Annotated in this window: 7 protein-coding genes; 6 read left to right on the top strand and 1 reads right to left on the bottom strand. The window is 68.7% G+C overall.

Annotated elements, in window-relative coordinates; all coding sequences use genetic code 11:
• A partial coding sequence (locus tag ACFDR9_RS24600) for a response regulator (RefSeq protein WP_409032667.1) occupies positions 1-1266 on the top strand: 1266 nt, incomplete at its 5' end.
• Here the strand turns inward: ACFDR9_RS24600 and ACFDR9_RS24595 are convergent.
• A complete protein-coding gene (locus ACFDR9_RS24595; RefSeq protein WP_017876122.1) occupies positions 1209-4532 on the bottom strand; it encodes an EAL domain-containing protein in 3324 nt (1107 codons plus the stop codon). The genes ACFDR9_RS24600 and ACFDR9_RS24595 overlap by 58 nt on opposite strands.
• A 481-nt stretch (positions 4533-5013) precedes the next feature.
• Here ACFDR9_RS24595 and ACFDR9_RS24590 point away from each other — a divergent pair, with 481 nt between their 5' ends.
• The 5 genes from ACFDR9_RS24590 to ACFDR9_RS24570 all read left to right on the top strand — a co-directional run bounded on the left by ACFDR9_RS24590 (position 5014) and on the right by ACFDR9_RS24570 (position 13274).
• A complete protein-coding gene (locus ACFDR9_RS24590) occupies positions 5014-6303 on the top strand; it encodes an MFS transporter (RefSeq protein ID WP_409032666.1) in 1290 nt (429 codons plus the stop codon).
• 29 nt (positions 6304-6332) lie between these two features.
• Complete coding sequence (gene nirB, locus ACFDR9_RS24585; RefSeq protein ID WP_409032665.1) at positions 6333-8867, top strand: nitrite reductase large subunit NirB; 2535 nt, start codon at positions 6333-6335, stop codon at positions 8865-8867.
• Positions 8868-8939: 72 nt separating this feature from the next.
• Entirely contained in the window at positions 8940-9287 is a 348-nt protein-coding gene (nirD, locus tag ACFDR9_RS24580; protein ID WP_026132746.1) for a nitrite reductase small subunit NirD, read from the top strand.
• Positions 9284-10513 (top strand): NAD(P)/FAD-dependent oxidoreductase, encoded by a 1230-nt coding sequence (locus ACFDR9_RS24575; protein ID WP_409032664.1) that lies wholly within the window; start codon positions 9284-9286, stop codon positions 10511-10513. Before nirD ends, ACFDR9_RS24575 begins: the two co-directional genes overlap by 4 nt.
• Positions 10514-10526: 13 nt before the next feature.
• Positions 10527-13274, top strand: a complete 2748-nt coding sequence (locus tag ACFDR9_RS24570; protein ID WP_409032663.1) for a molybdopterin-dependent oxidoreductase — start codon at positions 10527-10529, stop codon at positions 13272-13274.
• Positions 13275-13394 lie beyond the last annotated feature (120 nt).

Here is a 13394-nt window from a genome sequence, read left to right as displayed (position 1 = left end):
TCGTCCTGCCTGCCCCCACCCTCCTCCCCCCCGCCGCGTCCCCCGCCGTCGCCGTCCGCGTTCGCGGCGCCGGCGCCGGCCGGCGCCGAGCCGCTGCTGCTGATCATCGAAGACGATCCGGTGTTCGCGCGCATGCTGCAGGGCCTGGCGCGCGAGCGCGGTTTCAGGACGCTGGTGGCGACCGGCGGCGAGGACGGCTTCGCGCTGGCGCTGCGCGCGCGCCCGGACGCCATCGCGCTCGACCTCGGCCTGCCCGACGCCGACGGCTGGGACATCGCCGACCGCCTGCGCGCCGACCCGCGCACGCGCGGCATCGCCGTGCACGTTATTTCGGTGCGCGACCGGCCGCAGGCGGACCAGCGGCACGGCGTGGCCAGTTACACCACCAAGCCGGCCGACCTGGACGCCCTGGCGCAGGTATTCGCCGACATGACGAGGCACCTGGCGCGGCCGCTGCGCGCGTTATTGCTGATCGAGAACGACGTGGCCAAGCGCGCCCCCATCATGGCGGCGCTGGCCGGCCCGGACGTCGTGCTCGACGTGGCGGCCAGCGCCGCCGAGGCGCTTGAGGCCTTGCGCAACAGGACGTACCAGGGCCTGGTGGTCGCGTTGGACTTGCCGGACATGGACGGCTTGGCCCTGCTGCGCGAGGTGCGCCGCGACGCGGCGCTGGCGGCGATCCCCGCCATGCTCTACAGCGCCGGCGCGGTCGACCCGGAGGTGCGCGCCCAGGCCGTCGAACTGGGCGCGCTGGTCGTCGGCGAGGCCGGCCGCGAGCGCGAGGGGCTGGCGCCGGACGCGGCCGAGTTCCTGCGCCGGGTCAAGCAGGCGCTGCCGCCGCGCCGGCCGGCCGCGCCGGCGCCGGCCGCGGCGTTGCGCGGCAAACGCGTGCTGGTCGTCGACGACGACGCGCGCAACCTGTACTCGCTTACCGGCTTGCTGGAAAGCCAAGGCATGGCGGTGCGCGCGGCCGTCGGCGGCGCGCAGGCGATCGCCCAGCTCGAGGCGGACGCCGGCGTCGACATCGTGCTGATGGATATCATGATGCCGGAGCTGGACGGCTACGACACCATACGCCGGCTGCGCGCCGACCCCCGCTTCGCCGCGCTGCCCATCATCGCGCTGACGGCGAAGGCGATGTTGGAGGACCGCGACAAGTGCCTGGCCGCCGGCGCCTCCGACTACGCCTCGAAGCCGGTCGACGCGGATCAGCTGCTGGCGCAGTTGTGCGCCTGGCTGGCCGCGCCGCCGCCGCCGCCGGCCTGAGCGGCGCCGCCGCCGCGCGCCGCCTCGTGCACCAGCGCGTACTGGTGGAAGGCGCCGCGCACGGTCTTGCGTACGATGTCGTCGTCCCACGGTTTGGTGAAGAAGCGGTAGATTTGCCCTTCGTTGATCGCGTCGATGACCGATTCCAGCGCCGTGTAGCCCGACAGGACGATGCGGATGGTATCCGGATGCAACTGGCGCACCTTGTTGAGGAATTCGGTGCCGCGCATCAGCGGCATGCGCTGGTCGCAAATGATCACTTGCACGCGGTGCAGCGCCAACAGGCGAAAGCCCTCGTCGGGCGTGGCCGCCGTCAGGATCTGGTAGCCGTCCGGGCGCATCAGCCGTTTCAGCGCCGCCGCCACTTGCGCTTCGTCGTCGACGATAAGCAGCGTCTCGCGCGGCGCCGCTTCGCCGGGCGGCGGCGCCAGCGTCGTGTTTTGCCGCATCAGTTGGCGGAAGTCGCGCTCCGGCAGCGGCGGGCTGAAATAGTAGCCCTGCATCTGGTCGCAGCCGTGGCGCCGCAGGTAGCCCAGTTGGGCTTCGGTTTCGACGCCCTCGGCGACCACTTTCAGCCTCAGGCTGTGCGCCAGCGAGATGATCGACAGCGTGATGGCGGCGTCGTCCGGGTCGGTGCTGATGTCGCGCACGAAGGAGCGGTCGATCTTCAGTACGTCGATGGGGAAGCGTTTCAAATACGACAGGCTCGAATAGCCGGTGCCGAAGTCGTCGATCGACAGGTGCACGCCGAGCTTTTTCAGGCCGCCCAGCACGCTGATGGCGTGCTCGACGTCGGCCATGACCATGCTTTCGGTGAGTTCGATGTCGAGCCAGCGCGCGTCCAGGCCGGTCTCGTCGAGCACCGCGGCGATCGACGGCAGCAGGTCCGCTTGCGCGAACTGGCGCGCCGACAGGTTCACCGCCACCCGCAGCGGCGCCATGCCGGCGTCTTGCCAGGCCTGGTTCTGGCGGCAGGCGCTGCGCACCACCCAGGCGCCGATCGGCACGATCAGCCCGGTTTCCTCGGCCAGGGCGATGAAGCGCAGCGGCGCCAGCTGGCCCAGTTGCGGGTGGTTCCAGCGGATCAACGCCTCCATGCCGACCACCCGGCCGCTGCGCAGGTCCACTTGCGGCTGGTAGTGTAGTTCGAACTCTTCGCGCTCGATGGCGTTGCGCAGGTCGCCCTCGATGCGCAGGCGTTCGAGGGCGCGCTCGTTCATCGCCGCCTTGTAGAACTGCACGTTGTTGCGCCCGGTTTGCTTGGCCCGGTACATGGCGATGTCGGCGTGCTTGATCAGCGCCTCCGGGTCGGCGCCGTCGGCCGGGTAGGCGGCGACGCCGATGCTGCAGGTGAGGAACAGCTCGTGTCCCTCGATGTGCACCGGCGCGGCCACCGCGTCGAGGATGCGTTGCAGCGCCAGCGAGGCGGTGTATTCGTCGAGGTCGTTGGGCAGGATCAGCACGAATTCGTCGCCGCCGATGCGCGCCGCGGTGCTGGCGCCGCCGGCCTCGGCCTCCAGGCGCTGCGCCATCGTGCGCAGCAGCGCGTCGCCGGCGGCGTGGCCGAGCGTGTCGTTGACGAATTTAAAGTGGTCCAGGTCGATAAAGGCGATATACAGCGGAAAGTCGTCGCGGGCGGCGTAGACGATGGCCTGGCTGAGGCGGTCGCTGAGCAGGTTGCGGTTGGCCAGCCCGGTCAGGGTGTCGCGGTTGGCCTGGAATTCCAGCTCGGCCTCGTAGCGTTTGGTGGCGGTGATGTCGTACAGCGCGACGACGAAATGGCCGATCGCGCCGGCGTCGTTGCGCACCGGGGCGATGTAGACTTCGCACCAGAACAGCGTGCCGTCCTGGCGGTAGCAGCGCAGCACCGCGTGGCCGTCGCGCAGCTCGCGCACGGTGGCGCGGATCTCGGTGATGCCGGCCTGCTCGGCGTCGGCGCCCCACAGGAAGGCGCAGTTGCGCCCCAGCGCCTCGCCGGCGGCGTAGCCTGTCACCTGCTGGAAGGCCGGGTTGACGTATTCGAGCACGTAGCCGCGCTCCTGCGCCGAGCAGATCAGGATGGCGTTGGCGCTGGCCTCGATGGCGCCCTGCATCAGCCGCAGCGTGTCCTCGGCGCGGGTGCGCGCGGCGATGTCGGCGGCCAGCTCGGTGTTGCTGTGGCGTAGTTCGGCGGTGCGCGCGTCGACCAGTTGCTGGGTGCGGCGCGCCCGCGCCACCAGCGTCTGGGTGAAGCCGGCCGCCAGCAGCGACAGCGTCAGCGCCAGCGCCAGCGCCAGCAGGGCGCCGCTGCCGCTGCCGGTCAGCGAGCTGCCCTGGCGGGAAATTTGCACCAGCCACGGCCGGTCGGCCACCTCGAAACCATACGCGACGGCGCTCGGTTCGTTGTGCCACAGCCACGCCGGCAGCCAGCCGGCGGCGGCCGGCGCCGCCGCCGCCGCCGCGCCGTGGCGGTAGGCCAGGTTGGCCGGGTCGGCGCGCTTGCTGTCGTACACCGCGACGGCGATCTCGGCGTTGTGCAGGAAGCCGCTGGTGCGCAGGATGGTCTCGATGGCCGAGCCGATCTGGAATACCACGGTGGTATAGCCGAGCAGCGCGGCGCGGCGGGCGGCGGCGCCGTCGAGCCGCGCGCCGTGGCGGTAGACCGGCATCATCACCAGGAAGCTGCGCTCGCCGGCCTTGTCGCGGGTGCGCCGGAACAGTTTGGTGGCGGCCATGCCGCCGCCGTCGCGCGCGCGCGCGGCCGCCTCGGCCTGTTCGGCGATCGTCAAGACGTCCAGGCCCAGCGCGCCGGTGTGGCCGACCAGCGGTTCCAGATAGTCGACGACGCGGTATTGCTCGCGCTGGCCGGCCACTTGCCGTTTGCCGTCGCGTATTTCGGTGATGGCGAAATCCGCGTACAGCGCGCCCATCGCCCGCTCGTAGGCCGGCCGCTCGGCGCCCGCCAGCAGGCGCTGGAACGCCACCGACTGGATCGCCGGATGGTGTTTCAGCGAGATTTGGACGAAGCTGCGGAATTGCTCGCGGCTGACCGCGCCGGTGCTGACGAAAAACTGGTTGATGGTTTGCAGTTCCTCGACCGCGCTGGTGAAGTCGTCGCGGATGGCGATCATGCGCAGATTCGCCTGGTCCTGGAATTCCAGCGACAGGCGGTCGTGTTCCAGATAGCGCCCGCTGGCAAACAGGGCGGCGCTCAAGACGCATCCGAGCAGCAGCACCAGCAGCGCCGGATAGGAAACCGAGGGCAAACAAAAGCGGGCGCGCGACATATTGCCTCCATTGGCGGCCAGTTCAGTCGGTTGGAATAACCGCCGCGTGCGTGAAGGGCCGGGCGGTTGCCGGTGGGCCTGGAAAACCATTTACCCGCGGCCGCAAGGCGCCGGAGACAGCCTACAGTAACCTATTTCCGAAATGTTTAGGGGAAACGCCGGCCATTGCCGTGGAAAAATAGCGACGGCCCGCGCACATGGAACACGTTCCACCATGCACTGCACCATTTTCGGGCGAAAGCGCACCGCGATGTCTCATGGCGCCCCGCGCCGCACCGCGGCGGCCGCCCGCGCGCCCCCTGCGCAGCCGGTAACGCGCTCTGGCACGGCGCTTGCTAAAGGATACCTATCGGATCAATGGCGATCCCCTGAACAACTAGTGCCGGCCCAACGATGGGTCGACAAGGACAACGGCGTCCGCCCAGCTTGGTTTTTACTCCAGGCGGGGCGGACGCATTTTCGTTTTTTACGGGATAAAAAAATGGCCAGCAAAGCAAGCAGCATCAAGCTCTTCACCTTCAACACGGCGCCGATGCGCGCCTTCCACCTGACCTGGATGGCCTTCTTCGTCTGCTTCTTCGCCTGGTTCGCCTGCGCGCCACTGATGCCCATCATCAAAGGCGAGTTCGGCCTGAGCATCGGGCAAATCGCCAACATCAACATCGCCGCCGTCGCCATCACGATCCTGGTGCGGCTGGTGATCGGCCCGATGTGCGACCGTTTCGGTCCCCGCAAGGCCTACACCGGCTTGCTGCTGCTGGGCGCGGTGCCGGTGCTGGGCGTGGCCATGTCGCACAGCTATGAGAGCTTCCTGATCTTCCGCCTGGGCATCGGCGCCGTCGGCGCCAGCTTCGTCATCACCCAATACCACACCTCGGTGATGTTCGCCTCCAACGTCGTCGGCACCGCCAACGCGGCCGCCGCCGGCTGGGGCAACGCCGGCGGCGGCGCGGCGCAGGCGCTGATGCCCCTGCTGATGGGCGCGCTCATCATGCTGGGCGTGTCCGAGACGCTGGGCTGGCGCGTCGCGCTGGTGGTGCCGGGCGTGCTGATGCTGGTCATGGCCGTGCTCTACTGGAAGTTCACCCAGGACTGCCCGGAAGGCAACTATAGCCAGATGCGCGCCGCCGGCATCGCCATCGACGGCGGCAAGAAGGGCGGCTGGGACAGCTTCAAGGCGGCCAGCGCCAACTACCGCGTCTGGCTGCTGTTCGTCACCTACGGCGCCTGCTTCGGCATCGAGATCTTCATCCACAACATCGCCGCCGTCTATTACGTCGACCATTTCGGCCTGTCGCTGAAGTCGGCCGGCCTGGCCGCCGGCAGCTTCGGCCTGCTGGCGCTGTTCGCCCGCGCCCTGGGCGGCTGGGTCTCCGACAAGATGGCCCTGCGCGGCAACCTGAACAGCCGCGTCACGCTGCTGTTCCTGATGATGATCGGCGAGGGCCTGGGCCTGCTGTGGTTCGCCAACGCCGACGGCGTCGCCTACGCCGTCGTCGCCATGCTGGTGTTCGGCCTGTTCACCCACATGGCCTGCGGCGCCACCTACGCGCTGGTGCCGTTCATCGACAGCAAGGCCCTGGGCGGCGTGGCCGGCATCATCGGCGCCGGCGGCAACGTCGGCGCGGTGGCCGCCGGCTTCCTGATGAAGGGCACCGGCGACATCCAGCAGACGCTGAGCATCCTCAGCGGCCTGGTCATCGTCTCGGCCCTGTGCGCGGTCGCCGCGCGCTTTTCCAGCGCCAGCGAGCCGACCCTGGCCGCCGCTTAGTTCAGCTCAGTTCGTTTAGGAGAAACAACATGAAAATTATCGTCATCGGCCACGGCATGGTCGGCCACAAATTCCTCGAACGCCTGGCCGACAGCGGCGCCCCCCACCTGGAGGTAACGGTGCTGTGCGAAGAGCCGCGCCCGGCCTACGACCGCGTGCACCTGTCCGAATTTTTCGCCGGCAAATCGGCCGATGACCTGTCGCTGGTGCCGCCCGGCTTCTTCGAGCGCGGCAACGTGCTGTTGAAACTCAACGCCAAGGCCGGCGCCATCGACCGCGGCGCCAAGACCGTCACCGTCAGCACCGGCGAAGTGCTGTCCTACGACAAACTGGTGATCGCCACCGGTTCCTTTCCGTTCGTGCCGCCGCTGCCGGGCAAGGACCGCAAGGACTGCTTCGTCTACCGCACCATCGAAGACCTGGAGGCGATGCTGGAATGCGGCAAGCGCTCCAAGACCGGCGTCGTCATCGGCGGCGGCCTGCTCGGCCTGGAGTGCGCCAAGGCGCTGCGCGACATGCAGCTGGCCACCCACGTCGTCGAATTCGCCCCGCGCCTGATGGCGGTGCAGGTTGACGAGGGCGGCGCGCGCGTGCTGCGGCGCAAAATCGAACAGCTCGGCGTCACCGTCCACACGCAAAAGAACACGCTGGAAATCGTCGACGGCGTCGACGGCACCCACCGCATGGTGTTCGCCGACGGCAGCCACCTCGACGCCGACATGATCGTCTTCTCGGCCGGCATCCGCCCGCGCGACGAACTGGCCCGCGCCAGCGGCCTGACGGTCGGCCCGCGCGGCGGCATCAGCATCGACGACAGCTGCCTGAGCTCGGACCCGGACGTCTACGCCATCGGCGAATGCGCGCTGTGGGGCGGACAGATCTTCGGCCTGGTCGCGCCCGGCTATGAAATGGCGCGCATCGCCGCGCGCCACCTGCTGGGCGAGCAGGGCGCCTTCACCGGCGCCGACATGAGCACCAAATTAAAGCTGATGGGCGTCGACGTGGCCAGCATGGGCGACTCGCACGCCACCACCGCCGGCAGCCGCTCCTACCAGTTCACCGACGAGCGCAAGCAGATCTATAAGAAAATCGTCGTCTCCGAGTGCGGCAAGTTCCTGCTCGGCGGCGTCATGGTCGGCGACGCCAGCGAGTACGGCACGCTGCTGCAGATGATGCTCAACCGCATCGAGCTGCCGGAATCGCCGGAATTCCTGATCCTGCCGCAGTCGGACGGCAAGGCCCGCCCGGGCCTGGGCGTGGACGCGCTGCCGGACGGCGCGCAGATCTGCTCGTGCAACGACGTCAGCAAGGGCGCGCTGTGCGCCGCCGTCGGCGACGGCGCCACCTCGATCGGCGCGCTGAAAAGCTGCACCAAGGCCGGTACCGCCTGCGGCGGTTGCGTGCCGCTGGTGACGCAGATCATGAAGGCCGAGATGAAAAAGCTCGGCCTGGACGTCAACAACCACGTCTGCGAGCATTTCGCCTATTCGCGCCAGGAGCTGTACCACCTGGTGCGCGTCGGCAAGATCACCACCTTCGCGGACTTGCTGGCGCAGCACGGCAAGGGCCTCGGTTGCGACGTCTGCAAACCGGTCGCAGCCAGCGTGCTGGCCTCGTGCTGGAACGACTTCGTGCTGAAGAGGGAGCACGCCAGCCTGCAGGACAGCAACGACTATTTCCTCGGCAACATCCAGAAGGACGGCAGCTACTCGGTGGTGCCGCGCATGGCCGGCGGCGAGGTCACGGCCGACGGCTTGATCGCGGTCGGCACGGTGGCCAAGAAATACGGCCTGTACACCAAGATCACCGGCGGCCAGCGGGTCGACCTGTTCGGCGCCCGCGTCGAGCAACTGCCGCTGATCTGGGAGGAACTGATCGCCGCCGGCTTCGAGTCCGGCCACGCCTACGGCAAGTCGCTGCGCACCGTCAAATCCTGCGTCGGCTCGACCTGGTGCCGCTACGGCGTGGCCGACAGCGTCGGCCTGGCGATCGAACTGGAAAACCGCTACAAGGGCTTGCGCACGCCGCACAAGATCAAGTTCGGCGTCTCCGGCTGCACCCGCGAGTGCGCCGAGGCGCAGGGCAAGGACATCGGCCTGATCGCCACCGAGAAGGGCTGGAACCTGTACGTGTGCGGCAACGGCGGCATGAAACCGCGCCACGCCGAACTGCTGGCGTCCGACCTCGACCAGGAAACCCTGGTGCGCTACATCGACCGCTTCCTGATGTTCTACGTGCGCACCGCCGACCGCCTGCAACGCACCAGCGTGTGGCGCGACAACCTGGAGGGCGGCCTCGACTACCTGAAGGAAGTCGTCATCGGCGACAAGCTGAACCTCGCCGCCGAGCTGGAAGCGGACATGCAGCACGTCGTCGACACCTACGCCTGCGAGTGGAAGGCCGCCGTCGACGATCCGGAAACGCGCAAACGCTTCCGCCAGTTCGTCAACAGCGACCTGGCCGATCCGAACGTGGTGTTCGTCGAAGAGCGCGGGCAGATCCGTCCGGCCACGCTGGAAGAGCGCAAGCGCGTGACGATCCCCATCGTCGCCGCCACGGCATGATTCTTGCTTCGTAAAACCTGGGATTTCGGCGAGCAGCAAACAAATTAGTTATATATGAAACTGGAGAACACCATGCACCGCGACCTTCAAACCGACAACTGGGTATCCGTCTGCGCACTGGCCGACATCGTGCCGAACACCGGCGTGTGCGCGCTGCTCAACGGCGAGCAAGTGGCCGTGTTCCACGTCAACGACGGCAGCGAGCGGGTGTTCGCCATCGCCAACGTCGACCCGAACAGCGGCGCCGCGGTGCTCTCGCGCGGCCTGGTCGGCAACCTGGGCCAGCGCCTGGTGGTCGCCTCGCCGATCTACAAGCAGCATTTCGACTTGCAGACCGGCGAATGCCTGGAGGCGCCGGAACACTCGGTGGCCACCTGGCCGGCCCGCATCGAGGGCGGCAGGGTCTGGGTAGGCGCATGAACGCGCGCGCCGCGAAACCGTCGCTGGTGGTGATCGGCAACGGCATGGCCGGCATGCGCACGGTCGAGGAGCTGCAAAAGCTGGCGCCGGAGTTGTACAACATCACCGTCTTCGGCGCCGAGCCGCACGGCAACTACAACCGCATCCTGCTGTCGCCGCTGCTGGCGGGCGAAAAGAGCGTCGCCGATATCATGCTCAACACGCCGGAATGGTATGTGGCCAACGGCATCGCGCTGCACGCCGGCGACCCGGTCGAGCACATCGACCGGCGCCGGCGCATCGTGCGCGCGCGCTCCGGCCTGCAGGTCCATTACGACCGCCTGCTGCTGGCGACCGGCTCGAAGCCCTTCATCATTCCGGTGCCGGGCCACCAACTGTCCGGCGTGATCGCCTTCCGCGACATCCAGGACGTCGAAACCATGCTGGAGGCGGCGCGCCACCACCGCCACGCCGTCGTCATCGGCGGCGGCCTGCTCGGGCTGGAAGCGGCCAACGGCCTACTGCGCCAGGGCATGGACGTCACCGTGGTGCACGTCACCGACGCGCTGATGAACCAGCAGCTCGACAAGCCGGCCTCGCTGCTGCTGAAAAACGCGCTGGAACTGAAGGGCCTGCGCTTCATGCTCGACGCCCACACCGCCGAAATCGTCGGCCCGGAGCGCGTCACGGCGGTGCGCTTCAAGGACGGCACGGAGATTCCCGCCGACCTGGTGGTGATGGCCGCCGGCGTGCGTCCCAACATCGAGCTGGCCAAGCAGTCCGGCCTGCACTGCGAGCGCGCCATCGTGGTCGACGACACGCTGCAAACCTACGACCCGCGCATCTACGCGGTGGGCGAGTGCGTGCAGCACCGCAGCGCCACCTTCGGCCTGGTGGCGCCGATCTGGGACCAGGCGCGCGTCTGCGGCGCCCACCTGGCCGGCGCCGGCCACCGCCGCTACGTGCAGCAGGCCACGCCCACCAAATTGAAGGTAACCGGCGTAGACTTGTACTCGGTGGGCGACTTCATCGGCGGTCCCGACAGCGAAGACCTGGTGCTGCGCGACCCGCGCCGCGGCGTCTACAAGCGCCTGGTATTGAAGGGCAACCAGGTGGCCGGCGCGGTGCTGTACGGCGACGTGCAGGACGGCCCGTGGTACTTCGACCTGATCCAGAACCGCACCGATATTTCCGCCATGCGCAACCATTTATTGTTCGGCAAGTCGCTTTGCGGCTTGGCGGCCTGACCAGGAAGTTATCGTGAACCTGAATGTCCATCCCCTTCCTTCCAGCGCCCTCGCGGTGCGCACCACCTGTCCCTATTGCGGCGTCGGCTGCGGCGTCCAGGCGACCCCGCTGCCGGACGGCAGCATCGCCATCGCCGGCGACAGCGGCCACGGCGCCAACGCCGGCCGGCTGTGCGTGAAGGGCTCGGCGCTGGGCGAGACGCTGGGCCTGGACGGGCGCCTGCTGCACCCGCAGCTGCGCGACGCCGGCGGCGCCTTGCGCCGCGCCGGCTGGGACGAGGCGCTCGACAAGGTCGCCGACGGCTGGCGCGCCATCGTCGCCGAGCACGGCCCCGAGTCGGTCGCGCTGTACGTCTCGGGCCAGTTGCTGACCGAGGACTATTACATCGCCAACAAGCTGATGAAGGGTTACATCGGCAGCGCCAACATCGACACCAATTCGCGCCTGTGCATGTCGTCGGCGGTGGCCGGCCACAAGCGCGCCTTCGGCGAAGACCTGGTGCCGGGCTGCTACGAGGACCTGGAACAGGCCGACATGGTGGTGCTGGTCGGCTCCAACACAGCCTGGTGCCACCCGATCCTGTTCCAACGCATCGCCCGCGCCAAGGAGGCCCGCCCCGAGATGAAACTGGTGGTGATCGACCCGCGCCGCACCGCCACCTGCGAGCAGGCCGACCTGCACCTGCCGGTGAAATCGGGTACCGACGTCTGGCTGTTCAACGGCCTGCTGTGCTACCTGGCGCTGCACGGCGCCGTCGACGCCGCCTTCGTCACGGCGCACACCAACGGCCTGGACGCGGCCCTGGCCGCCGCCCACGTCGACTGCGCCGACCCGCTGGCGGTCGCCAAAATCTGCCGCGTCGACCCGAAGGACCTGCTGGCGTTCTACGCCGCCTTCGCCGCCACCGACAAGGTCGTCACCGCCTTTTCGCAGGGCGTCAACCAGTCCTCGGCCGGCACCGACAAGGTCAACAGCATCATCAACTGCCACCTGGCGACGGGGCGCATCGGCCGTGCCGGCATGGGGCCGTTCTCGCTGACCGGCCAGCCCAACGCCATGGGCGGGCGCGAAGTGGGCGGCCTGGCCAATATGCTGGCCGCGCACATGGACCTGGACAATCCGCTCCACCGCGACGCCGTGCAAACCTTCTGGGGCTCGCCGCGCATCGCCGCCACACCGGGGCTGAAGGCGGTCGACCTGTTCCAGGCCATCGAAGCGGGCAGCGTCAAGGCGATGTGGATCATCGCCACCAACCCGATCGTCAGCATGCCCGACGCCAACCAGGTCCAGCGCGCGCTGGAGAAGTGCCAACTGGTGGTGGTTACCGACATCGTCGAAAAAACCGACACCAACGCCTTCGCCCATGTGCTGCTGCCGGCGCTGGGCTGGGGCGAAAAGGACGGCACCGTCACCAATTCCGAGCGCCGCATCTCGCGCCAGCGCGGCTTCCTGGCGGCGCCGGGAGAGGCGCGGCCGGATTGGCAGATCCTGTGCCAGGTGGCGCAGCGCATGGGCTTTGCCGGCTTCGACTTCGGCGCCGTGCACGAGGTCTTCGACGAACACGCGCGCCTGAGCGGCTACCGCAACGGCGCCGACGGCGAGGGCGGGGGCGCCACCCGGCGCGCCTTCAACATCGCCGCGCTGGCCGGCATGGACCGGCGCCAGTTCGACCAGCTCGAACCGGTGCAGTGGCCGGTCACCAGGCTGGCCTCGGGCGAACTGGCGGGGCAACAGCGCCTGCTGGGCGAGCACCAGTATTCCCACCCCGACGGGCGCGCCCGCTTCGTCGCCACGGCGCCGCGCGCGCCGGCGCACCGGCCCGACGCCGAGTACCCGCTGATCCTCAACACCGGCCGCGTGCGCGACCAGTGGCACACCATGACGCGCACCGGCAAATCGGCCAAGCTGGCCGACCACGTGGCCGAATCCTTCGTCGACATCCACCCGCAGGACGCCTTGTTGTACGGCGTGCGCGAGGGCGAGCTGGCGCGCGTGTCGACCCGGTGGGGGGCGATGGTGGCGCGGGTGCGGCACGGCGGCGGCATCGCCCGCGGCGGCGTGTTCGTGCCGATCCATTGGAGCGGCCAGACCGCCTCCGACGCGCGCGTCGGCGCGCTGGTCAACCCGGTGGTCGACCCGGTCTCGGGCGAGCCGGAATTCAAGCACACGCCGGTGCGGGTCGAGCAGTTCCGCGTCTCCTGGCACGGCTTCATTCTGAGCCGCGGCGAGCTGGCGCTCGACGGCGTGGCGCACTGGACCCGCATCCAGGGCCGCTCGTTCGCGCGCTACGAACTGGCCGGGCGCAACGCCATCGCCGACTACAGCGCCTGGGCGCGGCAACTGCTGGCGGTCGACGATGAACAGGCCGACTGGTTGGAATACGAGGACCGCAGCGCCGGCGTGTACCGCGCCGTGCACCTGGTGGACGGGCGCATCGACCAGTGCGTGTTCCTGTCGCCGCGGCCGGACCTGCCGTCGCGGGCCTGGCTGGCGGGCCTGTTCGGCCACGAGCAGCTGTCCGAGGTCGACCGCGTCGGCCTGCTGGTCGGCCAGCCGATCGAGAAGGGCGCCGATACCGGGCCGACGGTGTGCTCGTGCTTCGGCGTCGGGCGCAACACCATTTGCGACGCCATCCGCGGCCAGAACCTGACCAGCGTGGCGGCGGTGACGGCCTGCGTGAAGGCGGGCGGCAATTGCGGTTCCTGCGTGCCGGAGATTAAGAAATTATTGGTCGAGACGCGCGTCGAGGAGACGGCATAGAAGGCGGCGCGCCCGCCCGGGCGCGCCGCCGCGGTGGGGGGGGGGGGGGGGGGTGGTTTGCTGTTTTCGTTTTCCGTTTTTCGTGTAGCTTTTTCTTTTTCCTTCTCCTTCTCTTTTCTC

It is taken from the genome of Janthinobacterium sp. CG_23.3 (assembly GCF_046115965.1).
Classification (GTDB): domain Bacteria; phylum Pseudomonadota; class Gammaproteobacteria; order Burkholderiales; family Burkholderiaceae_D; genus Janthinobacterium.
The sequence above is the reverse complement of the archived record's forward strand: the minus strand, read 5'-3'. Positions and strand labels throughout refer to the sequence as shown.